Source organism: uncultured Jannaschia sp. (assembly GCF_947494055.1).
Lineage (GTDB): Bacteria > Pseudomonadota > Alphaproteobacteria > Rhodobacterales > Rhodobacteraceae > Jannaschia.
The window spans coordinates 1-26484 of sequence record NZ_CANLTR010000039.1; the positions used below are offsets into that span (position 1 = coordinate 1).

Annotated in this window: 26 protein-coding genes; 7 read left to right on the forward strand and 19 right to left on the reverse strand. The window is 66.3% G+C overall.

The features are described from left to right. Window positions 1-367 precede the first annotated feature (367 nt). The 8 genes from tsf to trkA all read right to left on the reverse strand — a co-directional run bounded on the left by tsf (window position 368) and on the right by trkA (window position 8271). On the reverse strand, window positions 368-1243 hold the full coding sequence (gene tsf, locus Q1A87_RS19035) for a translation elongation factor Ts (protein ID WP_299655068.1): 876 nt from the start codon (window positions 1241-1243) through the stop codon (window positions 368-370). A 70-nt stretch (window positions 1244-1313) separates the two neighbouring features. Then, a complete protein-coding gene (gene rpsB, locus Q1A87_RS19040) occupies window positions 1314-2126 on the reverse strand; it encodes a 30S ribosomal protein S2 (protein ID WP_299655071.1) in 813 nt (270 codons plus the stop codon). A 207-nt stretch (window positions 2127-2333) separates the two neighbouring features. Then, window positions 2334-2891 (reverse strand): YSC84-related protein, encoded by a 558-nt coding sequence (locus tag Q1A87_RS19045; protein ID WP_299655073.1) that lies wholly within the window; start codon window positions 2889-2891, stop codon window positions 2334-2336. Window positions 2892-3144: 253 nt separating this feature from the next. Then, the gene (locus Q1A87_RS19050; RefSeq protein ID WP_299655076.1) at window positions 3145-3342 is read right to left on the reverse strand and encodes a DUF1127 domain-containing protein; all 198 of its coding nucleotides are present in this window, start codon (window positions 3340-3342) and stop codon (window positions 3145-3147) included. A gap of 188 nt (window positions 3343-3530) precedes the next feature. Next, entirely contained in the window at window positions 3531-4910 is a 1380-nt protein-coding gene (hflX, locus tag Q1A87_RS19055) for a GTPase HflX (RefSeq protein ID WP_299655153.1), read from the reverse strand. Beyond that, complete coding sequence (hfq, locus tag Q1A87_RS19060) at window positions 4894-5148, reverse strand: RNA chaperone Hfq (protein WP_299655079.1); 255 nt, start codon at window positions 5146-5148, stop codon at window positions 4894-4896. Before hfq ends, hflX begins: the two co-directional genes overlap by 17 nt. Before the next feature lie 187 nt (window positions 5149-5335). Further along, window positions 5336-6889 carry a potassium transporter TrkG gene (locus tag Q1A87_RS19065; protein ID WP_299655082.1) on the reverse strand — a complete coding sequence of 518 codons (1554 nt, stop codon included), beginning with the start codon at window positions 6887-6889 and terminating at the stop codon, window positions 5336-5338. Further along, entirely contained in the window at window positions 6889-8271 is a 1383-nt protein-coding gene (trkA, locus tag Q1A87_RS19070) for a Trk system potassium transporter TrkA (protein WP_299655085.1), read from the reverse strand. Before trkA ends, Q1A87_RS19065 begins: the two co-directional genes overlap by 1 nt. Before the next feature lie 221 nt (window positions 8272-8492). On the opposite strand from trkA, the gene Q1A87_RS19075 reads away from it, so the two are divergent. Next, window positions 8493-8696 (forward strand): hypothetical protein, encoded by a 204-nt coding sequence (locus tag Q1A87_RS19075; protein ID WP_299655088.1) that lies wholly within the window; start codon window positions 8493-8495, stop codon window positions 8694-8696. 96 nt (window positions 8697-8792) lie between these two features. Further along, entirely contained in the window at window positions 8793-9227 is a 435-nt protein-coding gene (locus Q1A87_RS19080; RefSeq protein ID WP_299655091.1) for a hypothetical protein, read from the forward strand. On the opposite strand, the gene Q1A87_RS19085 is transcribed toward Q1A87_RS19080, so the two are convergent. From Q1A87_RS19085 to dusB, 5 genes are all read right to left on the reverse strand, one after another. Further along, a complete protein-coding gene (locus Q1A87_RS19085; protein WP_299655094.1) occupies window positions 9224-10618 on the reverse strand; it encodes a sigma-54 dependent transcriptional regulator in 1395 nt (464 codons plus the stop codon). The genes Q1A87_RS19080 and Q1A87_RS19085 overlap by 4 nt on opposite strands. A 1-nt stretch (window position 10619) precedes the next feature. Continuing rightward, window positions 10620-12779 carry a PAS domain-containing sensor histidine kinase gene (locus tag Q1A87_RS19090; RefSeq protein WP_299655097.1) on the reverse strand — a complete coding sequence of 720 codons (2160 nt, stop codon included), beginning with the start codon at window positions 12777-12779 and terminating at the stop codon, window positions 10620-10622. 141 nt (window positions 12780-12920) lie between these two features. Then, on the reverse strand, window positions 12921-14282 hold the full coding sequence (locus tag Q1A87_RS19095) for a response regulator (RefSeq protein WP_299655100.1): 1362 nt from the start codon (window positions 14280-14282) through the stop codon (window positions 12921-12923). 2 nt (window positions 14283-14284) lie between these two features. Further along, window positions 14285-15361 (reverse strand): ATP-binding protein, encoded by a 1077-nt coding sequence (locus Q1A87_RS19100; protein ID WP_299655103.1) that lies wholly within the window; start codon window positions 15359-15361, stop codon window positions 14285-14287. Beyond that, window positions 15358-16362, reverse strand: coding sequence for a tRNA dihydrouridine synthase DusB (gene dusB, locus Q1A87_RS19105; protein WP_299655105.1), 1005 nt, complete (start codon window positions 16360-16362; stop codon window positions 15358-15360). The genes Q1A87_RS19100 and dusB overlap by 4 nt, the downstream gene beginning before the upstream one ends. Before the next feature lie 191 nt (window positions 16363-16553). On the opposite strand from dusB, the gene Q1A87_RS19110 reads away from it, so the two are divergent. The 3 genes from Q1A87_RS19110 to Q1A87_RS19120 are packed head-to-tail and all read left to right on the forward strand — an operon-like array spanning window position 16554 to window position 18627. Next, window positions 16554-17681 carry a bifunctional 2-C-methyl-D-erythritol 4-phosphate cytidylyltransferase/2-C-methyl-D-erythritol 2,4-cyclodiphosphate synthase gene (locus tag Q1A87_RS19110; RefSeq protein ID WP_299655108.1) on the forward strand — a complete coding sequence of 376 codons (1128 nt, stop codon included), beginning with the start codon at window positions 16554-16556 and terminating at the stop codon, window positions 17679-17681. Next, complete coding sequence (locus Q1A87_RS19115; RefSeq protein WP_299655111.1) at window positions 17678-18163, forward strand: phosphatidylglycerophosphatase A; 486 nt, start codon at window positions 17678-17680, stop codon at window positions 18161-18163. The genes Q1A87_RS19110 and Q1A87_RS19115 overlap by 4 nt, the downstream gene beginning before the upstream one ends. Then, on the forward strand, window positions 18160-18627 hold the full coding sequence (locus Q1A87_RS19120) for a CinA family protein (protein ID WP_299655114.1): 468 nt from the start codon (window positions 18160-18162) through the stop codon (window positions 18625-18627). The genes Q1A87_RS19115 and Q1A87_RS19120 overlap by 4 nt, the downstream gene beginning before the upstream one ends. Here Q1A87_RS19120 and Q1A87_RS19125 read toward each other — a convergent pair. Then, window positions 18606-19061: a type II toxin-antitoxin system RatA family toxin gene (locus Q1A87_RS19125; protein ID WP_299655117.1), complete on the reverse strand. Its 456-nt coding sequence runs from the start codon at window positions 19059-19061 to the stop codon at window positions 18606-18608. The two genes, Q1A87_RS19120 and Q1A87_RS19125, sit on opposite strands and share 22 nt — an antisense overlap. A 68-nt stretch (window positions 19062-19129) precedes the next feature. Between Q1A87_RS19125 and hpt the strand changes: the two genes are divergently transcribed. Next, window positions 19130-19666, forward strand: a complete 537-nt coding sequence (gene hpt, locus Q1A87_RS19130; protein ID WP_299655120.1) for a hypoxanthine phosphoribosyltransferase — start codon at window positions 19130-19132, stop codon at window positions 19664-19666. Window positions 19667-19771: 105 nt separating this feature from the next. After that, window positions 19772-19939, forward strand: coding sequence for a hypothetical protein (locus Q1A87_RS19135; RefSeq protein WP_299655123.1), 168 nt, complete (start codon window positions 19772-19774; stop codon window positions 19937-19939). 72 nt (window positions 19940-20011) lie between these two features. Here the strand turns inward: Q1A87_RS19135 and ugpC are convergent, their stop codons facing one another. The 5 genes from ugpC to Q1A87_RS19160 form a co-directional block, all read right to left on the reverse strand. Next, window positions 20012-21115 (reverse strand): sn-glycerol-3-phosphate ABC transporter ATP-binding protein UgpC, encoded by a 1104-nt coding sequence (ugpC, locus tag Q1A87_RS19140; protein ID WP_299655126.1) that lies wholly within the window; start codon window positions 21113-21115, stop codon window positions 20012-20014. Between the two features lie 22 nt (window positions 21116-21137). After that, entirely contained in the window at window positions 21138-22787 is a 1650-nt protein-coding gene (locus Q1A87_RS19145; protein WP_299655129.1) for an alpha-amylase family glycosyl hydrolase, read from the reverse strand. Window positions 22788-22795: 8 nt separating this feature from the next. Further along, on the reverse strand, window positions 22796-23941 hold the full coding sequence (locus tag Q1A87_RS19150; protein WP_299655132.1) for a carbohydrate ABC transporter permease: 1146 nt from the start codon (window positions 23939-23941) through the stop codon (window positions 22796-22798). Between the two features lies 1 nt (window position 23942). Beyond that, a complete protein-coding gene (locus Q1A87_RS19155) occupies window positions 23943-24920 on the reverse strand; it encodes a sugar ABC transporter permease (RefSeq protein ID WP_299655135.1) in 978 nt (325 codons plus the stop codon). Window positions 24921-25021: 101 nt separating this feature from the next. After that, window positions 25022-26386 carry an ABC transporter substrate-binding protein gene (locus tag Q1A87_RS19160; RefSeq protein WP_299655138.1) on the reverse strand — a complete coding sequence of 455 codons (1365 nt, stop codon included), beginning with the start codon at window positions 26384-26386 and terminating at the stop codon, window positions 25022-25024. Window positions 26387-26484: the final 98 nt, after the last annotated feature.

A 26484-nucleotide genomic window follows, 5' to 3' on the forward strand; every position in this document is an offset into this window, starting at 1 on the left:
CAAGATGTCCATTATCGATCATGGACATTATCGACAGCAGAGGCTCACCGTCAGAGCAGTCACAACGGACGGATACGCCTGTCTTACCGATCTGTAATAAAAGGTAAGGAAATCCAGACTTACTTTTCCCGGCGTCACCGGGCATAACCGGCCTGTCTTGTGAGTGACGGCAATTAAGCCCGGGACTACTCGGGCTCGAACCGCGGGCGCATTCAACCGTGGGACGGGTCCGGCCGATGAATTTCGGACACGGCTCGGTTCGGGTTCTTTTTAACCCGGGCCGGGCCATTCGATCTTTTCGGCCCCTTCGTCGATCCACTCTTCGCGAGGCGCCGGACATTGCCGACGCCTCGCGTGTTCGATGCGTTCAGCCTTGCGAGACTTTCGCGACCTCGGCGGCGAAGTCCTCGACGGTCTTCTCGATCCCTTCGCCCACCTCGAGCCGTACGAAGCCCGTGATCTCGACACCAGCCTCCGCGGCGGCCTTGCCGACCGTCACGTCCGGGTTTACGACGAATTGCTGGTTCAGCAAGGTCACCTCGGCCATGTACTTCTTCATCCGGCCTTCGATCATCTTCTCGATGACCTGCTCGGGCTTGCCACTCTCGCGCGCAATGTCGATCTGGACCTGACGCTCCTTCTCGAGCACCGCGGGGTCGAGATCGGCTTCCGACAGCGAGGCCGGGTTCGCTGCGGCGACGTGCATGGCGACCTGGCGGCCGAACTCGGCATTGTCGCCCGACAGACCGACCAGGACGCCGATCTTGCCCATGTCGGGCGCGGCCGCGTTGTGAACGTAGGTCACGACGCTTGCCGCAGAGAGATGCGCCATCCGGCGGATCGTCATGTTCTCGCCGATCGTGGCGATCTTGTCGGTGAGGATCGTCTCGACCATCCTGCCGTCAATCTCCGCCGCCTTCAGCTCTTCGACCGACCCGACGTTAAGCGCGGCCTTCGCGAACGACGCGACCATCTTCTGGAACTCGGCGTTCTTGCCGACAAAGTCGGTCTCGGAATTGACCTCGAGCGCGACGCCGTAGCCCCCATCGACCGCGACGGCGACAAGGCCCTCGGCGGCGGTGCGGCCGGACTTTTTGGCGGCCTTAGCAAGCCCCTTGGTGCGCAGCCAGTCGACCGCGGCCTGCATATCGCCGTCCGTCTCCGTTAGCGCCTTCTTGGCGTCCATCATGCCCGCGCCGGTCGTGTCGCGGAGTTCCTTCACCATCGCAGCGGTGATCGCCATGATCCTGTCTCCTTGAATGGGAATGGACGCGACCGTTCCAGTCGCGCCCTTCGTCGTTCTATGCTCGATCTCAGGCGTCGGCTTCGGCGGTCGCCGCGTCCGAGGGCGCGTCGCTCTCGGGTGTCTCGGCCGCGCCGGGATCGACGGCCTCGCCCGTCTCTTCCATCGCACCGATATCGACGCCGGCCGCGCCAAGCTGGGCCGACATGCCGTCGAGCGCAGCGCGCGCAACCAAGTCGCAGTAGAGCGCGATCGCACGAGCGGCGTCGTCGTTGCCGGGAATAACATAGTCGACGCCGGCAGGCGACGCGTTCGAGTCGACGACCGCGACGACCGGGATGCCGAGCTTGCGGGCCTCGGCGATGGCCAGATCTTCCTTGTTGACGTCGATGACGAAAAGCAGGTCTGGCAGACCGCCCATCTCACGAATGCCGCCGAGCGAAGCCTGCAGCTTGAGCTGGTCGCGCTCCATATTGAGGCGCTCTTTCTTGGTCAGCCCCTCGCCGCCCGTCTCCATCGCCTCGTCAATGCTCTTGAGCCGATTGATGGAGTTCGAGACCGTCTTCCAGTTCGTTAGCGTGCCGCCGAGCCAGCGATGGTTCATGTGATATTGCGCGCAGCGTTCGGCGGCGTCGGCGATCGGCTTCTGCGCCTGTCGCTTGGTGCCGACGAAGAGGATGCGCCCGCCGCGGGCGACGGTGTCGCGCACGACCTGCAACGCCTGATCCAGCATCGGGACCGTCTGCGTGAGGTCCATTATGTGGATGCCGTTCTTGGCCCCGTAGATATAGGGTGCCATGCGCGGGTTCCAGCGCTGGGTCTGGTGTCCGAAATGGACGCCGGACTCGAGGAGTTGACGCAGGGAGAAATCAGGCAAAGCCATGTATTCGATACCTTTCCGGTTTGATCCTGGGACGGGGGATCAGAGCCTCAGCTCAACCGGTGGACCGACGGGGATGTCTCCCCCGAGGGCCCGCCCCCGCCTGTGAAGTGCGCGCCTTCTAGGAGGACGGACTAGGCGGCGCAAGCCCGAAACGCGCGTGGTGCAGGGACTGCGCGCGGGCCCGACATTCGACGGGAGGCTGACCGCTCAGGGAATGATGCGGTTGTACTTCGTCCCCTCGAGCGAGGCGCCGGCGATGAGGCCGGCCTGACCGAAGATCACGGCGATCACAGGGGTCAGGAGTTCGGTCGTTCCCGTGGAGATCGCGCCGGCATTGGTCGAGACGGCGTAGCTCAGGTTGGCGCCCGCGGTGAAGCCGGGCGAGGTCCGGAAGTTGAGAAGCGCCGGCTGCGTCATGAAGAACAGCGCGTGGCTGTATTGCTGGCCGCCGGCCTGAAGCCCGAACGACAATTCGCTCGTGGAGTAATAATCCACCGTTACGCCGTCGACCTGGAGCGCCCCGCGTCCGTAGGCGCCGCCGAGGCCGAGCCCGAATTCGGTGACGACCGGCATCATCAGAATCCCGACCGCCTTCTGGGCAAGAACCTGCGTTTCGGGGAGCGTCTGGTACATGAACGCGAAGGCCTGATCGACGCGGCCGTCGATCCGGGCAGCGCCATTGCCGCCGACCCCGTTGCCGCAGGCGGCGAGCGCCAGCGGCGCGGAGGCCGCAGCAAGAAAGCTGCGACGCGTGAATACGGTCATGGGGCGGGTCCTGTCCAATGTCTGCTCTGCCAATGCCGGACTCTGACGGCCCGATCGACTTGGACGGTAGCAGGCGGCTGCCGCCCTGTCACCCCTGCCCGACCGCGCCGCCGAAAATGAAGCGGCTGACGGAACAGAGTGACGGCGTTCCTTACGCATAGGTGTGACAGACACGTAGCCGCAACCGGATAGGCTCAGACCATCTGGACGTCGGGATCGTGCCGCAAGCGTCGGGCGACAGACCCAGACTCGATCAATCCTGAAAGACGTGAGCGACAACCCCGTCACGGGTGAGGCCGCGGCGTTCGAGCTGCGCGTCGGACATCTGCAGCAGGTGCTGGGCTTCGCGAGCCTTGTGAAGCGTATCGATGAGCTCGGACATCGCGTGCGACGCACGGGTTACTAACCGACGCAGCGCGGCAAACGGAGCATTCGAGGCGAGTGTGGTCATGATCTACCTTCCGGATCTTGTAACTCGTTTCCTCCCAAGAACGAGAAGGTGCATACTCGCACTGCGCTCTTCAACAGACGATGCCGCATAGCAGCATTGCGTTCAGCAATAGGGACGAGTCTCGGATCGGCTGTATCGCCCAGCGCCTTGCCTAGCCTCTGTGGTGCTCTTCTATCCGACCGAACGGATCACGACGTCCAGGGATCGTCGGACCTGTCTTGCTCCGGCGCGTCCTTTGGTGGGACAAGGCCGGCTGGCGCGCGGTCCGGGAACGCTGCGGCGAAGCGCGCGGCCTGACGCGCGGTCCAGCGGACCGAGATGCGGGGCCCGTCCTCGGTCTGCGTCTCGTTCTGCACGACCCCCTCCTCGTGCAGCCACGCTCGCGCACGGCCGTCCGAGAATGGCAGCGTCAGGTCCGTGTCGCTCAGGGTCTCCGTAAGGTCTGCGGCGATCCGTTCGAGCAGCGTGTCGAGCCCCTGCCCCGTCAACGCCGAACCAAGATAGACGTCGTCCCGTCGCGCTGCGAGGTTCTCGGCCGTCGCGCGCGATTCGACCGGCAGCGCGTCGGCCTTGTTCCACATTTCGATCCGCGGGATCGTGGCGTCGGTCCCGAGCTGTTCGAGGATCGTTTCCACGTCCTCGGACTGTGCGTCCGTCTCGGGGTGGGAGATGTCGCGGACATGGACGATCAGGTCGGCATCGAGGACCTCCTCGAGCGTGGCGCGGAACGCGGCGACGAGTTGCGTCGGCAGGTCGGAAATGAACCCCACCGTGTCCGACAAAATCACCCGCAATCCATGCGGCAGATCGACCGCCCGCATCGTCGGATCGAGGGTGGCGAAGAGCATGTCCTTCGCCATTACCTCCGCCCCTGTCAGGCGGTTGAACAGCGTCGACTTGCCGGCGTTCGTGTAGCCTACCAGCGCCACGACCGGATACGGCACCTTGGCGCGGGCAGCACGGTGCAACTCGCGCGTCTTCACGACCTTCTCAAGTTGCCGGCGCAGCTTCATCATCTGTTCGTCGATCGCCCGCCGGTCCGCCTCGATCTGCGTCTCCCCGGGGCCGCCGACGAAACCGAGCCCGCCGCGCTGCCGCTCCAGGTGGGTCCAGGCACGAACGAGCCGTGTGCGCTGGTAGGAGAGTGCGGCGAGATCGACCTGTAGAACGCCCTCGCGCGTGGCGGCACGGTCGGCGAAGATCTCGAGGATGAGCCCGGTCCGGTCGAGGAGCTTGACCTTCCACGCCTTCTCGAGGTTGCGCTGCTGCACCGGCGTCACCGTCCCGTCGATCAGGACGAGCTCGATCTCGTCGGCCTCGATGCGCTGGCCAAGTTCCTCGACCTTGCCGGAGCCGAACAGCATGCCGGGATGCGGCCGCGGCAGGCGCACGACCTCGCCGCCCAGTACGTCGAGCCCCGGAAGCGCATGCGCGAGCGACACCGCCTCCGCGACCGCGTATTTCGGATCGCGTCCGGACCGGTCGCCCCCGCGGGTGTCGGGATGCAGGACGAGCGCGCGGGTCGGTTTCGCCGCGGTCGAGTGCGTGTGATCAGGAGGCGTCGGCAGACGCTCCCTCCCCGCTGTCGTAGAGCTGGATCGGCTGGGCCGGCATCACGGTCGAGATCGCGCTCTTGTAGACCAGTTGCGACTGTCCGTCCCGCCGCAGCAGGACGCAGAAATTGTCGAACCAGGTAATCACGCCCTGCAATTTGACGCCGTTGATAAGAAAGATCGTCACCGGCACCTTCTGCTTGCGGACTTGGTTGAGAAACGCATCCTGAAGGTTCTGCTTGTCCGAGGCCATCCGTCCGTCCCTGTTTCCACGCGCCCCGTCTCTGGAGGCGTCCTTGACCGTTCGGATCTTATGTGCCGCTCACGTAAAAGTTTCCACCCCGAAAGATCCCGTTCCGGTTCCGCGCCGCGCGATGCGCAGCGAACGACAAATCTATCTTCCAGGGGGACGCACTATCGAAGACGGTAGATACCGGCCTTCAATCGCGCCAGAAGTCGGGATTGAGGAGGGCGATCAGGGCCAGCGCCTCGAGCCGGCCGACCACCATCGCGGCTGCGGCGACGAGTTTGCCGCCGTCGCCCAGCGAGTTCAGCGCCCCCTGCCCGCCCAGCACGATCTCTGCGAGCGGTCCGGTCGTGGTCAGGCAGGCGACGCCGAGCGCCACGGCCGCGCCGAAATCGAGTCCCGCGGCGGTAAGGGCCAGCGTCACGACGGCGACCGAGGTGGCGAACAGCATGAAGAACACCCAGGCTCCCTCGGTACCGCCCTTCGGAATGCGCCCGAACGCGCCCGACATCCCGGCGACCGCGCTCGGATGCACGAGCAGGTTCATCTCGCGCCGGCCATGCTCGTAGAGCGTGTAGATGCGCAGGAGCTTCACCCCGCCCGCCGTCGTCGCCACACCCCCGCCGAAAATCGCCAGACCGAGAAGAAGGACGGTGGGTGCGTCGAGCCCGGACCAGTCCTGCGCGGCGTCCCAATGAACGCTCTCGAACCCCGTCGTGGTGAGGAAGGACAGCGCGGTGAAGGCAGACCCCCAAAGCGCGCCCAGCGCCGCTTCGGTGTCCGACAGGTCGCCGATCTCGAAGGCGCCGACCCAGTGCCGCGCGAAGAGGATGACGGTGACCGCCGCGATGACCAGGCCGGCGGTCCAGATCTCGCGGTCGTTGGCAAGATGCCGACTCCGCTCGCGGTTCATGTCGGTGCTGAAGGTCTGTCGCGACAGCGCGAAGACGAGGAACAGCGCGATCACGACCTCGCCGCCGAAGCCGACGGTCGTCATGCCGGTGCCGTCGGTGATCCCCGAGGTGGCCATCGTCGACATGGCGTGGATGAGCGCCGTGACCGAACGCTCGCCCAGCGTCACGAGAATCGCCCAGAGCAGGAGGGTCAGCCCGATATAAATCGGCCCGAGCGTCCCGAGCGCCCGCCAGACCCGCGCCTCGGGGTCGATGCTGCGGTCGCGGACGCGGATCGCGTTCGGCCCGGCCCCGCCGTGGCGCAGCGTGATGTTGCCCTCGGCCACCTCGAACCCGCCGAGGTTCAGCGGTGCGAGGATCGCGATCGCCGCCACCCAGATGACCAGCCCGCCTTCCCAGGCGACGATCGCGCGCCACAGATGCATGCTGTCGTTCAGACGCGTCGGCGCGTAGAGACTGCCGCCGGTTGTCGTCGCGGCGGAGACCATCTCGACATAAAGGTTCAGGAACCGCGTATCGACCACCACCTGCGCAAGCGGGATCGCCGCCAGAACCGGCAGAAGCGTGAACGCGATCAGGAGCGCCACGAGATGGCTGCGCGAGACGTTCGAGGACCGGTGCCGCGCGCTGGCCACCGCGATCGCCGCGAGCAGGGCGAGAAGCAGCGTCCCGGAATAGAAGAACGCCCGCGCCGTCGGGTGCTCCCCGGCAATCTCCGCATGGAGGGCGGGTCCGTACATCGACACGCAGAGCCCCATTCCCATCAACACGGCCAGCGATACCTGTCGGCCCAGCACGCCGAGGGGACCGGGCCGGGCCCGCGTCCGGAGCATCAGAAGAAGTCCACCTGGACCTGCAACAGGCGCTCCACCTCGCCGACGTCGGACGACAGGGCGAAGATCACGACTACGTCCGCCTCCTCGATCCGGGTGCCGCCATCCGGGCGGATCACACGGCCGTCGGGTTTGTGGATCGCGCCGACCAGCGCGCCTTCCGGAAAGTCGACCTCGCGGATCAGGCGGCCGGTCATCGGCGAGGTGGAGAGGACCTGCGCCTCGATCACCTCCGCCTCCGCGTCGCCCACGGAGTAGACGTTGCGCACCCGCCCGTGGCGGACGTGGCGCAAAATCGACGACACGGTGGTCTGGCGCGGATTGATGTAGGCGTCGATGCCGAGCGGTTCCATCAGCGGCACGAGCGTCGGGTCGTTGATGAGCGCGATGGTCCGGTTGCAGCCCGCCGCCTTGGCGCGAACGCCCGCGAGGAGGTTCGTCTTGTCGTCGTCCGTCACTGTCAGGACGGCATCCGCCCGGTCGATCCCTGCCTCCCGCAGGAGCTCGATGTCGAGGCCGTCGCCCGACAGGACGATGGTCCGCGTCAGCGCCTCGGCCGCGCGCTCGGCAGAGCGCCGGTCGCGCTCGATCATCTTGGCGCGGATGCGCTCCGGCGCGTTCTCGAGCGCCTCGGCCACGGCGAGCCCGACATTGCCGCCGCCGACGATGACGACGCGATTCTGCTTGCGGACCTTCTTGCCGAAGATCTCCTGCGTCCGGTGCAGGTCGTCGGAATGGGTCACGATATAGACCTGGTCCCCGGCCTTCAGCTGGTCGTTCGGATCGGGCGCGAAAAGCCGCTTTCCGTGCCGCCGGACGCCGACGACGACCGCGCGCAGGGTGGAGAACAGTTCCGAAAGCTGGCGCAGGGGCGTGTCGAGGACGGGGCATTCGGCATCGAGGTTGAGGCCGATAAAGGTCGCCCCGCCCTCCATGAACTCCTCCACGTCGAAGGCTTCGGGCGCCCGCAGCCGACGCAACGCCGCCTCGGCCACCTCCCGCTCGGGCGAGATGACAACGTCGATCGGCAAATGGTCACGACGATAGAGATCGGCGCGCACGGCCGAGAGATAGCTCTGCGCGCGCAACCGGGCGATCTTGCGCGGCACGGTGAAGATCGAATGCGCGACCTGACAGGTGACCATGTTCACCTCGTCGGAATGCGTCGCCGCGATCAGCATGTCCGCATCCTCCGCCCCTGCCCGCTCGAGCACGTCGGGATAGGAGGCGAAGCCGGTGATACCTTGGACGTCGAGCGTGTCGGTCGCCCGATGCACGAGGGCCGAGTTGTTGTCGACGATGGTGACGTCGTTGCGCTCGCCCGCGAGGTGACGCGCAATCTGCCAGCCGACCTGCCCCGCGCCGCAGATGATGACCTTCATGGGCCCCCTTCTCCGAACGGCCGGTTCGGCTGATGCGTAAGGTGGCTTGGATAGGCCCGCCGCAGGGGCCGGTCAACGGGCGTGCAGTGGCGGGCCCGCAGGTCAGGGCGGGATATCCCGACTATGCGGGCTTGATGAAGATCGTTATATCTTGCCGTGGCGATCGGCCCCCCGTTCGGGACTGCGCCAGTATTCTGGTAACGAGTAAGACGAGTAGAGAAATGGTTGAATTATTGATCGTGGCATGTCTGGCCACGGAACCTGGTACTTGCCGGGAAGAGACGCAGATCCTGCCGCAGATGACTTTGAACCAATGTTCTCTCGGGTCGCAGATCATCGCCGCCGCATGGGTGGGGGAAAACCCTGAATGGCGCATTCAGGCCCTTCACTGCACGATCTACGACCAGAGCGCAGCGGCAATCTGATCGGCTCGGCATCCTAGAAATATCCGGGGACAGGATGTGGCGATTGCAATTGCCCGCGCTTGCGTCGGTGTTAGTCTCCGTCTCATGCAAAAGGTCATGCCTCTCCTCTTTACGATCGGCCTCGCCGCCTGCGCCGGCACGTCAGAGCCGGTCTGGCTCAAGCCCGGCACGTCCGCCCTGACCGCCGAGCGGGAATATCTGGACTGCGCCGCCGCGGCGCAGCGCGATTTTCCCGCAGCGAGCCGGATAAGGTCCGCGTCGCGCATCACGATCGGTACGTCAATCTGTCGGGGCCCGTTCTGCTACGGTGGCTATACGGGGCCGGACGTCTACGACGACGATCCGAACGAAGGTCTTCGCGACCGCGCGGTCGATGCCTGCATGGCCACGAAGGGTTACCGCCCGGCGGACCTTCCGTCCTGTCCGACCGGCGAGGTGACCGTCCTGCAGAGCCAGCCCTACGATCTGCGCGGGCTCTGCGAGGCGAACGGTCGGATCGCGACGCCCCGCACGGCCGCGCAGCCGGGCTAGTCGTCCACCCGTGCCACCCGCGCACCGCCCCGGGTCGTCGTCACCACGCTGAGCGACTTGAGCTTGCGGTGCAGCGCGGACCGCTCCATCCCGACGAAGTTCGCGGTGCGCGAGATGTTGCCGCCGAAACGGTTGATTTGCGTCATCAGATATTGCCGCTCGAACAGCTCGCGCGCGTCCCGCAGCGGCAGCGAAGCGAGCGAGCCCGTCAGCGTCATCTCGCCCCCGTCGCCGCCCCCGTCTGTCGGGTTCGGCAATTCGGACGGCTCGATCGGGCCGGAGCCGTCGCCGAGGATCAGCACGCGCTCGATCACGTTGCGGAGCTGCCGCACGTTGCCGGGCCAGCGCATCGTCTGCAGAAGTGCGCTTGTCTCGTCGGAGAGCGCGCGCAGGGGCAGGCCCTGCACCTTGTTGAGGGCGGCGATGAAGTGATCGGCGAGCACCGGGATGTCGTCGCGCCGCTCTTCCAGCGAGGGCACGGCGATCGGCACGACGTTGAGCCGGTGGTAGAGTTCCTCGCGGAACCGTCCGGCGCGGATCTCCTGCGTCAGGTCGCGGTTGGTCGAGGAGATCACGCGCAGATCGACGCGGACCTTCTCGGTGCCGCCGACGCGAGTGAAGGCCTGGTCGACGAGCACCCGGAGGATCTTAGACTGCGTGCCGAGCGGCATGTCGGCGATCTCGTCGAAATAGATCACCCCCTCATGGGCCTGCTCGAGCAATCCCTGCTCGACGCCCTTCTCCGAAGTCTCGCGACCGAAGAGCACGATCTCCGTCCGGTCGGGCTCGATCGAGGCCGAGGAAATCGTGACGAAGGGCGCGTGCGCCCGGTTCGACTTGGCGTGGATGTAGCGCGCCGCGACCTCCTTGCCCGCGCCGGCCGGGCCGGTCAGCATGACGCGGCTGTTGGAGTTGGTTACCTTCTTGAGCTGCCCAATCAGCATCTTGTAGGCGGCCGACTGTCCGATCATTTCGGCCGAGGCGGCGTCCTTGCGGCGAAGCTCGCTGTTCTCCTGCCGCAGCCGCGCCGTCTCCATCGCGCGGGTGATGACCACCGTCAGCTGGTCGATGTTGAACGGCTTCTCGATGTAGTCGTAGGCGCCCTGCTTGATGGCGGCGACCGCGATCTCGATGTTGCCGTGGCCCGAAATGATGATGATCGGAATGTCGGGATGCGAGCGACGAACCGACTTCAGGATGTCGATCCCGTCCATGTCGCTGTCCTTGAGCCAGATGTCGAGGATCATCGCGGCGGGCGGCGCCTCCGCGATGGCCGCCATGCAGGCCTCGGCGGTTCCGGCGGTGCGGCAGGAATAGCCCTCGTCCTCCAGAATGTCCGAGATGAGGCTGCGGATGTCGGCCTCGTCGTCGGTGATCAGAATGTCGCCCATGTCACTGCTCCTCAATGCGGGGAAGCCTTATGACGGCTTCCGCTCCTTTATGCCCCGTCTCGTCCGGCGCGGCGTCACGCAACTCAAGCGTGCCACCGTGCTCCTCGACGATCTTCTTGACGATCGGCAGCCCCAGCCCCGTGCCCTTGTCGCGGGTCGTCACGTAGGGCTCGAACAGGCGCGCCCGATCCGCGGGCAGGCCGATGCCGGTATCCGCGATGCGGATCTCGATATGCGTCGGACCGGGCGCCATCGTCACGGTGACGCGGCACGGCACGTCCGTTCCGGCATTCTCCTGCCGGGATTCAATGGCTTCGCCCGCGTTCTTGATGAGGTTCGTGAAGGCCTGACCCATCATCGTCAGGTCGAACTCGGCCGCCACCGGTCGATCCGGGATCTCCGCGACGATCTCCACCGGGTCGAGCGCAGCCCGTTGCAGCGTCACCGTCTCGCGCAGCAGTGCCGCGAGGTCGCCCCGGCGCCGTTCGGGCTCCGGCATGCGCGCGAATTTGGAGAACTCGTCGACGATGCGGCGCAGGTCGTTGGTCTGCCGCACGATCACGTCGGTCAGCTCGGCGAGCTTGGCCGCGCTCTCGGGGGCGAGCTCGCGGCCGAAACGGCGGTTCACGCGCTGCGCCGAAAGCTGGATCGGGGTCAGAGGGTTCTTGATCTCGTGCGCGATGCGCCGCGCGACGTCGCCCCAGGCCGCCATCCGCTGCGCCGAGACGAGGTCGGTCACGTCGTCGAAGGCCACGACATAGCCCTCGGGTGTGCCGTCCTCGCCGGTACGGGTGGCGATGCGGACGAGCAGGCTTTCGAGCTTGCCGGCCCGGGCCACCCGGACCTCCTCCTGCATGGTCTCGGCATTGGCCGCGCGCAGCCGATCGAAAAGGTCGCGATATTCCGGCACCACATGGGCGAGCACCTCGCCGTAGCGATCCCCGTCGAGGCGCAAGAGCCTCTGCGCCGAACGGTTCATGAAGTCGATCCGCCCCTCCGCGTCCAGCCCGATCACGCCCGCGGTCACGGAGCCAAGCACCGAGTCGAAAAGCCGGCGGCGCCGTTCCGTCTGCGTGTTCGTCTCGACGAGCGCGTCTCGCTGTCCCTTCAGCTGCCGTGTCATCTGGTTGAAGATGCGGCCCAGCATGGCGATCTCGTCGTCGCCGGCATCCTCGCGCACGCGCACGTCGAGATCGCCCTGACCCACGCGCTGCGCCGCCCCGGCCAGTCGGCCGACGGGTCGCGACAGGCGCTCGGCGAACCAGAGACCCGCCCAGGTGGCCGCGAGTATGAGGATCAGCGCGAAGCCGAGATACAGAAGCCCGAACTCGAACAGCAGCCGCCCACGGTCGCGCTCGAGCTGCTGGTAGAGCTGCGCGGTCGCCTCCGTCTCATCCAGAAGCTCCAGAATCTCACCGTCGACCGTCCGGGTAACATAGAGAAACCGGTCGGCGTAGTTCCGCAGCTTTAGAAGAACGCGGAACTCGTTGATCTCCTTGTCCTCGATCAGGATGATCGCGCCATCGCGCACGCGCGCGAGCTGCTCGGGCGTCAACGGCTCGAAATCGAACAGGTAGGAACTCTCGCCCCGCGCCCGGATCTCGCCTGCTCCGTCGATGACGAAGGCTTCTTCCAGCCCGCGTTGAACAAGTTCCTGCCCTTGGGCAAGAAGTTCCCGCAGATCACCATCCGCCATGAAGAAGGAGGCGCGCTTGGCCACGTCGAGATAGCTGGCCAGCGCGCGGGCGTCCTCGGTCAATCCGTCACGATGCTCCTGCGCATAGGCTTGCGCAGCCTCGACCGAATTGCCGAGTGCGTTGCGGACCCGGTCGGAAAACCAGCCCTCTAGTCCGATATTGATCGTCACCGTCGCGAAGACGGCCGTCAGGACAGTGGGTATCAGCGCGATGCCGGTGAAGACGCCGGTGAGCCGCAGGTGCAGCTGGGACCCGGCGGAGCGCGCGCGACGCGCCGAGATCATGCTCGTCAGCCGCCGCACGACCAGCGCTGCAATGGCGAGGATGTAGACCAGGTCGCACAGGAGAACCACGCGCAACCAGCCGTATTCGCCGCCGGGCCCGCGCAGGTCGAGGGCGAGGAACGTCACGATGACGAGAAGCGGCCCGAGCACGACGAGCGTGGCCGTCAGGACGGATTGCACGTCCCGGCGTCCGCTCCACAGGAACGTTCGCGACAACAGGTCGGCCGTCGGGGCGGGAGACCGCAAAACTGCCTCGTATCAATGTCCTACCGTGCGTCGTTCCCGCCGGGTTGTTCCCGATCCGCAACGCGTGTGACGGTTTTACATCAATTTGCGTCGTCGTGTCACCAGAATATCGAGATCGGTGATCTTCTTTCGCAACGTGTTGCGGTTGATGCCGAGGAGATCGGCGCAGCGCGCCTGGTTGCCGCCGGTCGCATCGAGCGCGATCTCGATCAGCGGCGCCTCCACCTCGCGCAGGATACGCCCGTGCAGCCCGGGGGGTGGAAGCTGGCCGCCCTGCAAGTCGAAATAGCGCTGCAGATGAGCCCGGACAGACTCCGACAGATCGTCCGAGGCGAGCGTCGCCTTCGGTCCGGCCGTGGCGGGGCCGAGCACGGCCTCCACTTCGGGTTGCGTGATCTCCTCCGCGGGCGCGGTCGCGACGAGGCGACGGGTCACGTTCTCCAGCTGCCGCACGTTGCCGGGCCAGGGATGGGCGCGCAGGAGGTCCGTCGCCTCCGTCGAGAACCGATGCACGGCGCTGCCGTCGCGCTCGGCCCGGTGCAGGAAATGGGCGGAGAGAAGCGGGATGTCGTCGACGCGCGCGCGGAGCGGCGGTACGTCGATCTGCGCCCCGGCGAGGCGGTAATACAGGTCGGAGCGCAGCCCGCCCACCTCGGCATCGAGCCGCGGGCGAAGGTCGCGCTGCGTCGTCGCCATCAGCCGCGGACCCGACCCGTCCAACCCGTCGATCAGACGTGCTGCCCGCGCCTGTGCGTCGGCGTCCAGATCGCCGACCTCGTCGAAGAGGATCGTGCCACCCCGCGCCCGGGACAGAAGCTCGGACGGGCCGTCCACGCCCCCGAGGTCGGCGCCGGTCGCAACCACGAAGGGCAGCGTACGACGATCGCCGAGATCGTGGATCGCGCGTGCGATGAGGGATTTGCCGGTGCCGCTTTCGCCCTGGATCAGGACCGGCAGATCGGTGTTCATCACGCGAGCCACCAGCCGGTAGAGGGCCTGCATAAGCGGGGTCCTTCCGATCAGGGGCAGGTCGTCGGTCGGTTCAACCTCGCTTCGCGGCGAAGCGGTCTTCTTGCGCTCGTTCAACGCCCGCGAGGCGCGCTTCATCAGATCCGGCAGGTCGAACGGCTTGGGCAGATAATCGAATGCTTCGGCCTCGGCAGCGTGGACGGCGGTCATGATCGTGTTCTGCGCCGAGATCACGATGACCGGCAGATTCGGCCGTAATTCCGCGAGGCGGGGCAGCATGTCGAGCCCGTTGCCGTCGGGCATGACGACATCCGTGATGGCAAGGTCGCCCTTGCCCTCCTCCGCCCATCGCAGGAGCGTGTTGAGGGAGGCGGTCGCGTGAACCTTGCAGCCGGCACGGGTCAGCGCCTGCGTGAGGACCGTTCGAATTGTGCGGTCGTCATCGGCGACCAGGATCGTACCATCCATCGTTATCCCTCAAGAGATTGCGTGTTGTTCTTCAGGTCGTCGAGCGCGCGCGGCAGGGAGATGCGGAACACGGTCCGGCCCGGATGCGACTCCACCGACAGCCAGCCGTCGTGCTCGTGGACGATCTTGGAAACGAGGGCGAGACCGAGACCGGTGCCGTTCTCGCGTCCCGATACGAAAGGCTCGAACAGATTGCCCGCGATCTCCGGCGGAATGCCCGGACCGTCATCCGTGACCTCGATCTGCAGCGGGACGGCGCCGCCTGTGCCGTCCCTGCGCCGCACGCGCAACGTCATGTCGTAGAACGTCCGCAGGGTGATCCTTCCCGACCCGTCCGCAGCTTGCGCGGCGTTCTTCAGAAGGTTGAGAACCACCTGCAGGAGCTGGTCCGGATCCGCCCAAGTCGGAGGGAGCGAGGGATCGTACTCTTCCACGAGCGTCATGTGCGAGGCGAAGCCGACCAGAGCGGAGCGGCGCGCGCGGTCGAGCACGTCGTGCAGGTTCACGGCCCGGCGTTCGGGCGCGCGCAGGTCGCCGAACTGCTCGACCTGCTCGAGCAGCTTCACGATCCGCCGGCTTTCCGTCACGATGAGTTCAGTCAGTTCAAGGTCCTCGCCGCTCAGATTCATGCTGATGAGCTGTGCGGCACCGGTGATGCCCGCGAGCGGATTCTTGATCTCGTGGGCCAGCATCTCGGCCATGCCGATGGCGGAACGGGCCGCGCTGCGCGACTGGCCGGCGCGGTCGACCCGGCTGGCGAGATCCTGCGGCGAGATCAGCGTCAGGATACCGCCGCCGAGGGGGGCGAGATGCAATTCGCATCGGATGTCCGGCGAGCGGCCGATGCGGAGAGCGGTATCGTGCAGCGTGACGGGCGAATCCCGCTCGCGGACCCGCGCCATCACGTTGGCCAATCCGCCCTCGACCGTCAGCAACGCAGGCAGCATCGCCCCCGTCAGCGCGCGGGCGGAACGGTTGAGGAAGTCCTCGGCCGGGCCGTTCGCCGCGACGACGCGATCGTCCGGGCCGGTGACGAGGGCCGGCATCGGCAGGGCCTGCCAGATGTCGGGATCGGTCATGCGGCGCGGTTTTCCCGGTAGGCGAACGCGTCCGGCAGCAGCGCGGCCACGTCCCGGGCCGGTGCCGTGAGGACGCGCCTGCGGAGCGCGGGCGGCGTGCCGGCATCGTTCATGTACCAGCCCAGATGCTTGCGCGCGACGCGCCCGCCGAGTTCGGGACCGTAGAAATCCACGATGGCCGCGTGGTGCCGGGCGACGAGCGAGACGAGGTGATCGCCCGTCGGGATACGCGGCAGTGGGGCGTAGCCGAGCGCATGCGCGATCTCGGCAAGTCGCCACGGTCGGCCCTGCGCACCCCGCCCGACCATCACGCCCGCCGCGCCGGAGGCCGCAAGGGCGGCGCGCGCGGCGTGGGCGTCTGTGACGTCGCCGTTCGCGAGGACCGGGATGGAGACCGCGCGGACGATGGGCGCGATCGCCGTCCAGTCGGCGCGGCCGCGATAGAACTGGCAGCGGGTCCGCCCGTGGATCGTCAGCATCCGCACGCCCGCGGCCTCGGCCCGGACGGCCAGCGCGGCGGTATCGCGGCTGTCGTCGTCCCAGCCCAGACGGGTCTTCAGCGTCACCGGAACGTCGACGGCGCGGACGACCGACTCGATCAGTCGCAGCGCGTGATCGTGATCCCGCAAGAGCGCCGAGCCGGAGAGCCCGCCCGTCACCTTCTTCGCCGGGCAACCCATGTTGATGTCGATGATCCGCGCGCCCTGCCCGGCCAGCAACTTCGCGGCCTCGGCCATCCAGACCGCGTCCCGCCCGGCGATCTGTACCGCCGTGTCTGCCACGTCGGCGCCCAGCTCCGCGCGGTCGCGGACCGACGGCTTGGCCTCGACCATCTCGCGGCTGGCCACCATTTCCGAGACGACGAGCCCCGCGCCGAACGAGGCCACGAGCGTCCGGGTCGGAAGGTCCGTGATCCCCGCCATGGGCGCAAGCGCGACCGGGCTGCGGAGGCCAAGAGCCTGCAACCGGGGATCGAGAGGTTGTGCGGGTTTTTCCGGCATTTGCTGCTTTTCAGGGCGGTTCCAGAACCTGCTACGGGTCTACCGACGGGATTGGCAGGGTATTGCACAAGGTTAACGACCGGGAGTCTCGTATATGCCCAAAAGATAGGCAGACCGCCAGTCCCTTGCCCGTCCGGTTGTCACGTCCGAGGCGGGGGGCTAGGACGAGGCGTTCGAGGAACGGAGCTTGGATGCCCGTCAATACCTACACCGCCCTCATTGTCGCGGCCGGCCGTGGCGTGCGTGCGGGCGGGGGCATGCCGAAGCAATACCGCATGCTGGCCGGCCGTCCGGTGCTCGCGCGCAGCGTCGCGGCTTTCGCGGGACTCATGGACACCATCGTCGTCATCCATCCGGAGGATAGGGCGCGCGCGTTGGCGGCGGTGCCACGCGTGCGGCTGATCGAAGGTGGGGCCACGCGGGCTGCGTCCGTGGCGGCGGGCCTAGCGGCGGTCGAGACGTCGCACGTCCTGATCCACGACGCCGCCCGACCCGGCGTTCCGGGCGACATGATCCGTAGGGTCATGGAGGCGCTGGCGACCTGCGACGGTGCGGCCCCGGCTCTGGCCGTCACCGACGCGCTCTGGGTCGGGACGTCGACGGTCGAGGACCTGCGCGACCGTACCGGGCTCTGGCGCGCGCAGACGCCGCAGGGGTTCCGGACGGACGCGATCCGCGCGGCGCATGCGGCGCATCCGGGAGATGCAGCGGACGACGTCGCGGTCGCGCGCGCGGCGGGGCTTGCCGTTCGCATCGTGCCGGGCGACGAAGCGTCGATGAAGATCACCACGCCCGCGGATTTCGCGCGGGCCGAACACCTGTTCGAGAAGGAGGCGGGGATGGACGTCCGTGTGGGCAACGGCTTCGACGTGCATCGGTTCGGACCGGGCGACCACGTCATGCTCTGCGGCGTCCGGGTTCCGCACGATCGCGGATTGCAGGGGCATTCCGACGCGGATGTGGGACTGCACACGATCACGGACGCGATTTACGGCGCGTTGGGCGAGGGCGATATTGGACAGCACTTTCCGCCCTCGGACCCGCAATGGAAGGGCGCGGACAGTCGTGTGTTCCTTGCTCATGCGGTTTCATTGGCCGCGGATCGGGGATTCGAGGTGAGCAATGTCGATGCCACGCTGATCTGCGAGGCGCCGAAGGTCGGCCCCCATGCGGCGGCGATGCGCGCCCGGTTGGCGGAGATCATGGGGCTGGAGGTCGGACGCGTCTCGGTGAAGGCGACGACGACGGAGCGGCTTGGCTTCGCCGGTCGGGGCGAGGGGATCGCCTGCATGGCGACGGTCACGCTGGTGGCGGCATGAGCGGGATTGCCCGGGCCGTGGCCACGATCGGCTATGTCGGCTTCCTGCGCCCCTCGCCCGGAACCTGGGCCTCGCTCGTGGCGCTGCCGCTCGGCTGGCTCGCGATGCAGGGCGGGCCGATCCTGTTCACGCTCCTGACCGTTCTGCTTCTGCCGCTGGGCGTCTGGGCGACCATCGACGTGACGCGCGGCCACCCGGAACACGACCCGTCGGAAGTGGTGATCGACGAAGTGCTGGGGCAATGGGTCGCGCTGATGCCGGTGGCGTGGGGCGCCTGGGCAGCCGGTGCGCCGCTGCTGGCGCTCTGGCCCGGCTGGATCGCGGCCTTTTTTCTGTTTCGGTTCTTCGACATCCTCAAGGTGGGTCCGGTCGGATGGCTCGATCGACGGCCCGACGTCTGGGGCGTGATGCTGGACGACGTCGTGGCGGGCGTCCTCGCGGCGCTGGGCGTGATCGGGCTGGCCGGACTGGCGCATCTATGAACGTCGCGGCGCTTCTGGACGCGTGCCGGGCCGGCGGTCTGACGATCGCCACGGCTGAAAGCTGCACCGGCGGCATGGTCGCTGCCGCGCTGACCGATCCGCCGGGCGCGTCGGACGTGTTCCTCTGGGGCGCGGTCACCTATTCCAACGCGGCCAAACGCGCGCAGCTCGGCGTTTCGCAGGTCGCACTCGTCGAGCATGGCGCCGTTTCCGAGACTGTCGCGCGCGGGATGGCGGCCGGCGCGCGGGACCGGTCCGGCGCTTCCCTCGCCGTCGCCATCACCGGGATCGCCGGGCCCGGCGGATCGGCGTTCAAGCCGGAGGGACGCGTCTGTTTCGCCGTGGCGGATGCGCATGGCATCCGGGCCGAGACGGTCGAGTTCGGCGCGCTCGGCCGCGACGCGGTGCGCCGCGCGGCACGCGACCACGCGCTCGAGCTGCTTCAGGCCGCCGCGGGGCCGTAGAGATCGCGGGCGCGCTTTTCGAAGGCGGCCACGATCCGGTGCATGGCCTGATTGAAGACACTGCCGACGACACGCCCGATGAGCTTGTTGCGAAACGCGAAGTCGACCCAGAAATGCACGCGGCAGCCGCCCTCCGTCGGCTCGAACCGCCATTCCGAGTTCATGTGCTCGAATGGCCCCTCCAGATAGGCCGTCTCGATCCGCTTCTCTTCCGGCCATAGCGTGACCTTTGACCCGAAGCTCTCCCGGAAGACGCGGAAGCTGATGACGAGATCGGCGAGCATTACCTCGCCGTTCGGCCCCCCCTCGCGGGAGCGCACGCGTGCCGCGGCGGTCCAGGGCAGGAACTCGGGATAGCGTTCGACGTCGGCGACGAGGTCGTACATCTGCTCCGGCGTGTAGGGCAGCTCTCGGGTCTCGGAATGTCGGGTCATGTGATCCTTGGGGTCGGACGATCTGCGTGGTAACGCGCGTGATGGCGCAAGGATCCGAGGGGAGCAACATGCCGGACGATTACGTGATCGACCAGATGATCAGCGCCAAGGCCATTGCCGCCCGGATCGAGGCGCTGGCCCGCGAGATCGAGGCACGGTTCGCCGGCACCGACAAGCTCGTCGTCGTCGGTCTCCTGCGCGGCTCCTTCGTCTTCATCGCCGACCTCGTCCGCGAGCTCGACCTGCCGGTGGAGGTCGATTTCCTCGAAGCGTCGAGCTACGGCAACGCGATGGAATCGAGCCGCGAGGTCCGGATCCTCAAGGATCTGCGCGGCGAGATCGCGGGGCGCGACGTGCTGGTGGTCGAGGATATCGTCGATACCGGACACACGCTGCGTCACGTCATGAACTTCCTCGGCCACCGGGAGCCTGCGCGGTTGGAGACGATCGCGCTTCTCGACAAGCCCTCGCGGCGGGAGGTGGACGTGCGTGCGACCTGGACGGGGTTCGAGATCCCCGACGCCTTCGTCGTGGGCTACGGGATCGACTATGCGCAGCGGAACCGGAACCTGCCCTATATCGGTGTCGTGCGGATGTCGTCCTGACGTTCGGGAAGCCTGCGCCTTCCGGTTCAGACGGGAACAAGTCTCAAGTGCGCCGCGATATGTTCAGGTGATCGCGTATGATCGCGTCACTAGGGAGAGTTCTTCATGCTTGTTCGCATTATGATCGTGACAGGAAGTTTGATCGGCTTGGCCGCCTGCGGGACCGGCGCGACCGAACGCGCCGCGACCGGTGGTCTCGGCGGGGCCGTCATCGCCGGGCCTGCGGGTGCGGTCGTCGGCGGGACCGTCGGCGCGGCTACCTCCGAAGAGTAGCTCGATCCCCAGCGGACTGGGATGCACCTCGCGCCCGGTCCGGGGCATACGCAGCGGCTGCCCTGATCTCGCTCAGCGATAGAGCAGAGACACGCCGTTCCGGAATACATGCACCTTCGACGGATCTGCCGTCAGATGCATTTCTCGTCCCCGGATATCGGTGTGAATGCCCTGAAGCTTGGCGATGATCGTGTCCGTATCCTCACCGGCCTTCGGAACCTCGAAGTAAAGCTGCGTCACCTCGCCGAGCGCCTCGACGATATCGACCTTGCCGCGGAAGGCGTAATTCTCGCCGTTGGCCGGGATCATGTCCTCCGGCCGGATGCCGACATTGACCGTCGCGCCCATGTCTTCCTCCCGCGACGGGACGTTCGACGAAATCGTTCCGCCGCCCTCGTGGAGCTTGAGAATGGTCGTCGACCCGGTGCCGACGATCTCGCCCGACATCAGGTTCATCGCAGGGGAGCCGATGAACTGCGCGACGAACTCCGTCTCCGGGCGTTCGTAGAGTTCGAGCGGGCTGCCGACCTGCGCGATCCCCTTGTTGGCGAGCACCACGATGCGCGACGCGAGCGTCATCGCTTCGACCTGATCGTGCGTGACGTAGATCATCGTCGAATCCGGCATCTGCTCCTTGAGCTGCGCGATCTCGATCCGGGTGGCGACGCGAAGCGCGGCGTCGAGATTCGAGAGCGGCTCGTCAAAAAGATACACCTTCGGGTCGCGAACGATGGCGCGGCCGATGGCGACGCGCTGACGTTGTCCTCCGGAGAGCGCCTTGGGCAGACGATCGAGATATTGCGTCAGTTGCAGCTTCTTCGCCGCCGCCTCGACGGCCGCGTCCATCTCCGCTTTCGGGACCTTCGCGATCTTCAGTGCGAACTGCATGTTCTCGCGAACGGTCATGTGCGGGTAGAGCGCGTAGGACTGGAACACCATCGCGATGCCGCGCTCCGAAGGCGGGACGTCGTTGACCACTTGTCCGTCGATCTCGAGCGTGCCCGAGGATATCTTCTCGAGCCCGGCGATCATCCGCAGAAGCGTCGACTTGCCGCAGCCGGAGGGGCCGACAAAAACGATGAGCTCCCCCGTCCTGATGTCGAGATCGATGTTCTTGAGAACCTCGACCTGGCCGCCATAGACCTTGGCCACGTCCATAAGTTTCAGATTCGCCATGTCTCCCCCTTCTGTTCCTGTCCTAACCCGTCGCTCGCAGAAGTACGTATTCCCACGGGCCGAGGATCAGCCCTCCTGCACCGTCGTTCAGTTCCGAGCCGCCGACCCCCTCGATCGGCAACCACAGTCCCGCCGGTGCCGGGATGGTGTCCGTCCGCCCGCCGAGATTGAAGGCCGCGAAGACCCGCTCGCCCGCGCCCTCCCGCGTGAAGCTGAGCACGTCGCCCGTGGCCACCGTGTCGCGCTGCACGCCGGAGCGCAACGCTTCGTGCGCGCTCCGCATGGCGATTACCCGACGATAATGATGCAGCATCGCGTCGGGCAGCTTTTCCTGATCGGACACCGACTTGCCGAGATGTTCGGGAGCGACGGGCAGCCAGGGCTTGCCGCGACTGAATCCACCGTTGCTGTTCGACGCCTCCCAGACCATCGGCGTCCGGCAGCCGTCCCGGCCCGCGAATTCCGGCCAGAACTCGATACCGTAGGGGTCGCGCAGGTCCTCGTAGGCGACGAGGGATTCCGTCAGGCCGAGTTCCTCCCCCTGGTAAAGGCAGACCGAGCCGCGAAGCGTCTGGATCAACGTTGCGTAACAACGCGCGGCTTGGTCGCCCAGGTGCCAACGGGTCATGTGACGGGTGACGTCGTGGTTCGAAAGTGCCCAGCAGGCCCAGCCGTCGGGCGCGACGCGATCCATGTGGTCGAAGACGTCCACGATGCGACGGGCGGTCAGCGGGTCCGCGGCGAGGAAGTCGAAGGCGTAGCACATGTGCACCCCCTCCCCCTCGCGCGTGTACTGCCCAAGGATCTCCATGCCGAGTTGCGCGTCCCCGACCTCACCCACCGCCGCCGCGCCCGGATATTCGTCGAGGAGGTCGCGGAACCGCTTCAGGAAGACGAGGTTCTCTGGCTGGTTCTTGGAATAGATGTGTTCCTGGTGATTGTAGGGGTTCACCTGCGGCGCGATATGCGCGTTGCGGCGCTCCGGCGGCAGCGCCGGATTGTCGCGAAGGTATCGGTCGGCGAAGTAGAAGTTGATGACGTCGAGGCGGAAGCCGTCGACCCCATGATCGAGCCAGAAGCGCGCCACATCGAGCAGCGCGTCCTGCACGTCAGGGTTGTGGAAGTTCAGGTCCGGCTGGCTGACGAGGAAGTTGTGCAGGTAGTATTGCTGCCGCCGCGTATCCCATTGCCAGGCAGGTCCGCCGAAGATTGAAAGCCAGTTGTTCGGCGGTGTGCCGTCGGGCTTAGGATCGGCCCAGACATACCAGTCTCTCTTCGGATTGTAGCGTGACGCCCGGCTCTCGCGGAACCACGGATGCTCGTCTGAGCTATGCGACAGCACAAGGTCGATCATCACCCGTATGCCGAGGCGGTGGGCGGTCGCGACGAGTTCGTCGAAATCGGCGAGCGTGCCGAACATCGGGTCGACGTCGCGATAGTCGCTGACGTCATAGCCGAAATCCTTCATCGGCGAGGTGAAGAACGGACTGATCCAGATCGCGTCCACGCCGAGGGAGGCTACGTAGGGCAGCCGTTCGGTGATTCCCGCAAGATCGCCGATGCCGTCACCGTTGCTGTCCTGATAGGAGCGCGGATAAATCTGATAGATCACGCCCCCCCGCCACCAATCGAGGTTAGGGGCGGGTTCCTGGGCTTCGGCGATGGCGGTCATGCATTGTCCTACTTAACGGAGCCGGCCAGAAGGCCGCGCACCAGATACCGCTGCATCGTGAAGAAAACCAAAAGGGGCACCGCAATCGAAACGAAAGCGGCTGCGGCGAGAATGCCCCAGTCGCCGCCGCGCGAGCCCAGCAGGTCGTCGGCGATCTTGACTGTCATCACCCAGGATTCCGCGCTGGACGGAAGGAACACCTTGGCGATCAGCAGATCGTTCCACGTCCAGAGGAACTGGAAGATGGCGAAGGAGGCGAGGGCCGGAAAGCTCAGCGGCAGGACGATGCGGGTGAAGACCTGGAAGTCGGTGGCGCCGTCGACCTTGGCGCTCTCGATGATGTCGCGCGGCAGGCCGACCATGTAGTTTCTGAGCAAATAGATGGCGAGCGGCAGGCCGAAGCCGGTATGCGCGAACCAGATGCCGTAGAAGCTCTGACCGATGCCGATCATGTTGTGGAACTTCAGCATCGGCACGAGCGCGAGTTGCAGCGGCACGACGAGGAGGCCGACGACGATCGCGATGATCGTGCCTCTGAACGGAAAGTCCATCCAGGCCAGCGCGTAGGCCGCGAAGGCCGCAACGAGGATCGGGATGATCGTCGCAGGGATCGTCACGGTCAGCGTGTTGATGAAGGCCCGGTCCATCCCGTTCGAGAACAGGATCGTCTCGTAATTGTCCGTGCCGAAGGTCGGCGGCACTTCGGTGGCCACGTAGAGGGACGGCGTCCGCGACGGCTCCTCCTCGTCGGGGTCGACGTAGACGAAATCACCGTTCGCCTCGATGGTCAGGGTCCGGCCGCGGACCAGTTCGCCCGTCTCGCCGGGCGCGAAGGCGTTCGGCTCGGAGCGCCGGCCGCCGAAGGCGGAGACATCGCCGGACCCGTCGGGGCCGAAGACGTTGCCGGTCAGTGTCCAACCGTCCGGCGTCTCGGTGAACTCGCCCTCCGTGCTGATCGCGAAGTTCTGGCTGGTGGCCGTGAAGGCCCGCCACCATCCCGAACCGCTGATCGCATCGCGATCGCGGAAGCTCGACACGAGCAGTCCGACCGTGGGGACGAGCCAGAGGACGACGAGGAGGAGGACGGTGATGTTGGTGACGAGCGACAGACCGCTCTTGGCGCCCGCGATCCCATCGTCGGTTGCAGCGGCCATCTCAATGCACCTCCCTTTTCGCCTGCACGATGTTCCAGACCATCACTGGCAGGACGATGATCATAATCACGAAGGCAACGGCCGTGGCCCGCCCGTCGTCGCGGAACATGTATTCCATCATGTAGCTCGGCAGGATCTGCGTCCCGAAATTGCCGCCGGTCATCGCGTAGACGATGTCGAAGACCTTGAGGACGAGGATCGTGATCGTGGTCCAGACGACGACGATCGTGCCCATGATCTGCGGGATCTTGATGCGGAAGAAGATCTGTACCGGGCTCGCCCCGTCGATGATCGCGGCCTCGATCGTCTCCTCCGGGATGCCTCGGAGCGCGGCCGAGAGAATGACCATCGCGAACCCGGTCTGCACCCAGACGAGGATGACCATGAGGAAGAAGTTGTTCCAGAAATCGACCTGCAGCGGGTCGACCGGCGCCATCCCGAACGTATCGCGGATGGCATTGATGATGCCGATCTCGGGATCGACCGCATAGACGAACTTCCAGATGAGCGAGGCGCCCACGAAACTGATCGCCATCGGCATGAAGATGAGCGACTTGGCGATGTTGCCCCATTTCAGCCGGTCGGTCAGCTGCGCCACGAGCAGACCCAGGAAGGTCGAGGCGGCGGGCACGAAGAGCACCCAGAGGAAATTGTTGAAGAGCGCGCCGCGAAACTCGCTGTCGCCCATCAATGCGGCGTAGTTGCCGGCGCCGACGAAATCGGTCCCCGCCCGGTTGAAGAGCGAGCGCCAGAAGCTGCCGAAGACCGGATAGACGAGATAGAGGCCGAGCGCGGCCATCGCGGGCAGAAGGAAGAGCCAGGGCCGGATGGCGTTCGCCCGGTTGATGTTCTGGCCGGCATTCGGACCCCTCGGTGGGAACAGCACCTTGTCGAGGACGAGGTTCGACGACCAGAAATATCCGATGCACCCGCCAACGCCGATGACGACCGTCAAAATTCCCTGCAGAAGCGGTGACATGCTGCCCTCCCTGGCCCGCGCGCTTCCCAGCTAAGGGCAGCTTCGGTCAGCCCGTCAAAGGAAAAATGGCCCGCGCCTGTCCGGCGCGGGCAGAAGCGTGCTCAATTCAGCGCGTCCCAACGATCCTGGATCGAACCCGCGACGCTTTCCGCGTCAGCACCGGTGACGTAATCCACCATGCCCGTCCAGAACGCCCCGGCTCCGATCTCGCCCGGCATCAGGTCGGAGGCGTCGAACCGGAAGGTCGTCGCTTCCGAAAGGATCTCGCCCTGCGCGGCCTGGCTTTCGTCGGCATATGTCTCGGGATTCACGCCGGCATGCGCCGTGAGGAACCCGCCCTGCGCCATCCACAATTCGTGCGCGACCGGCAGCTTCAGGAACTCGATCATTGCCGTCGCGGCATCCGAGGGGTCGGTGATCGCGAAGAGCGTGCCCGCGCCGAGGACCGGCTGGCCGAGATCCTGGTCTTCGTAGGCCGGGAAGTAGAAGAAGTCGACATCCTCGCCGACCACCGTGCCCTCCGGGAAGAAGGCCGGGATGAAGGAGGCCTGGCGGTGCATGTAGCAGCCCGGGGGGATCTCGAACAGGCCCGAGGGGCTGTCGCGGAAGTCGGTATTAGCCACCGATTGCGCGCCGCCGGAGACGAAGTCGTCGTTGGTGGCGAACCAGCCGAATTCCTCGATCGCGGCCACCACCTTCGGATCATCGAACGGCAGCTCGTTGGTGACCCAGGCGTCGTAATCCTCGGGGCTGTTCACGCGCAGCATCATGTCCTCGACCCAGTCGGTCGCGGGCCAGCCCGTGGCGGCGCCGGACCCGAGCCCGATGCACCAGGGCGTCTCCCCGTCCTCGACGATCTGCTCGGTCAAGGCCTTCAGATCCTCCATCGTTTCGGGAATATCGTAGCCCATCTCGTCGAAGGCGGCGGGCGAGTACCAGACCAGCGATTTCAAGTCGATGCGGTAGAAGAAGCCGTAGATCTGATCCTCCCCGCTCTCATCGGCATAGGTGCCGAGATCGACCCAGCTGTCGCCGGCGGCGAAATTCTCGGCGACCCACTCGGCAGTTCCATCCTCGAGCGGCGTAAGCAGGCCCTGGCTCGCCATGTCGGCGGCGAGACCCGGCTGCGGGAAGACCGCGAGATTCGGCGCGGAGCCGGCGCGGGCGGCGATGATGATGTCCTGCTCGAAATTGTCGGAGCCGGAATACTCGACCGAGGCGCCGGTTGCGTCCTCGAAGAAGGCCATCACGATGTCGACCTTGGCCTTCTCGTCCCCGGTCCAGGGGCCCGAGATGGTCAGCGTCTCGCCAGACAGGTCGGTTGAGTCGGCGAACTCCTGGTAGCTGTCCCAGGTGAACTCGCCCTCGCCCACGGTGAAATCGCCGTGGCTCTGCGCCATCGCCGCGCCTGCGGCCAGCAATCCGACGGCCGTGCCGGCCATCAACGTCTGCAATGTTCTGTGCATCGTTCCTCCCCTGCGGATGCGATCCGCGTGTTGTCGAATTGCGGCATTCCCTGTACCGCGCAAGTCGCGAAAGCATGGAATGCCCGACATTTGGATGT

Coding starts and splice junctions, on each gene's coding strand:
- hpt (WP_299655120.1), top strand. CDS start 19,130: ATGCCGGACGATTACGTGATCGACCAGATGATCAGCGCCAAGGCCATT.
- Q1A87_RS19045 (WP_299655073.1), bottom strand. CDS start 2,891: ATGACCGTATTCACGCGTCGCAGCTTTCTTGCTGCGGCCTCCGCGCCG.
- Q1A87_RS19125 (WP_299655117.1), bottom strand. CDS start 19,061: ATGACCCGACATTCCGAGACCCGAGAGCTGCCCTACACGCCGGAGCAG.
- ugpC (WP_299655126.1), bottom strand. CDS start 21,115: ATGGCGAATCTGAAACTTATGGACGTGGCCAAGGTCTATGGCGGCCAG.
- Q1A87_RS19080 (WP_299655091.1), top strand. CDS start 8,793: ATGCCTCTCCTCTTTACGATCGGCCTCGCCGCCTGCGCCGGCACGTCA.
- trkA (WP_299655085.1), bottom strand. CDS start 8,271: ATGAAGGTCATCATCTGCGGCGCGGGGCAGGTCGGCTGGCAGATTGCG.
- Q1A87_RS19050 (WP_299655076.1), bottom strand. CDS start 3,342: ATGACCACACTCGCCTCGAATGCTCCGTTTGCCGCGCTGCGTCGGTTA.
- Q1A87_RS19075 (WP_299655088.1), top strand. CDS start 8,493: ATGGTTGAATTATTGATCGTGGCATGTCTGGCCACGGAACCTGGTACT.
- Q1A87_RS19150 (WP_299655132.1), bottom strand. CDS start 23,941: ATGGCCGCTGCAACCGACGATGGGATCGCGGGCGCCAAGAGCGGTCTG.
- dusB (WP_299655105.1), bottom strand. CDS start 16,362: ATGCCGGAAAAACCCGCACAACCTCTCGATCCCCGGTTGCAGGCTCTT.
- Q1A87_RS19145 (WP_299655129.1), bottom strand. CDS start 22,787: ATGACCGCCATCGCCGAAGCCCAGGAACCCGCCCCTAACCTCGATTGG.
- hfq (WP_299655079.1), bottom strand. CDS start 5,148: ATGGCCTCGGACAAGCAGAACCTTCAGGATGCGTTTCTCAACCAAGTC.
- Q1A87_RS19085 (WP_299655094.1), bottom strand. CDS start 10,618: ATGGGCGACATTCTGATCACCGACGACGAGGCCGACATCCGCAGCCTC.
- tsf (WP_299655068.1), bottom strand. CDS start 1,243: ATGGCGATCACCGCTGCGATGGTGAAGGAACTCCGCGACACGACCGGC.
- Q1A87_RS19155 (WP_299655135.1), bottom strand. CDS start 24,920: ATGTCACCGCTTCTGCAGGGAATTTTGACGGTCGTCATCGGCGTTGGC.
- Q1A87_RS19110 (WP_299655108.1), top strand. CDS start 16,554: ATGCCCGTCAATACCTACACCGCCCTCATTGTCGCGGCCGGCCGTGGC.
- Q1A87_RS19135 (WP_299655123.1), top strand. CDS start 19,772: ATGCTTGTTCGCATTATGATCGTGACAGGAAGTTTGATCGGCTTGGCC.
- rpsB (WP_299655071.1), bottom strand. CDS start 2,126: ATGGCTTTGCCTGATTTCTCCCTGCGTCAACTCCTCGAGTCCGGCGTC.
- Q1A87_RS19160 (WP_299655138.1), bottom strand. CDS start 26,386: ATGCACAGAACATTGCAGACGTTGATGGCCGGCACGGCCGTCGGATTG.
- Q1A87_RS19065 (WP_299655082.1), bottom strand. CDS start 6,889: ATGCTCCGGACGCGGGCCCGGCCCGGTCCCCTCGGCGTGCTGGGCCGA.
- Q1A87_RS19095 (WP_299655100.1), bottom strand. CDS start 14,282: ATGGATGGTACGATCCTGGTCGCCGATGACGACCGCACAATTCGAACG.
- Q1A87_RS19115 (WP_299655111.1), top strand. CDS start 17,678: ATGAGCGGGATTGCCCGGGCCGTGGCCACGATCGGCTATGTCGGCTTC.
- Q1A87_RS19120 (WP_299655114.1), top strand. CDS start 18,160: ATGAACGTCGCGGCGCTTCTGGACGCGTGCCGGGCCGGCGGTCTGACG.
- Q1A87_RS19100 (WP_299655103.1), bottom strand. CDS start 15,361: ATGACCGATCCCGACATCTGGCAGGCCCTGCCGATGCCGGCCCTCGTC.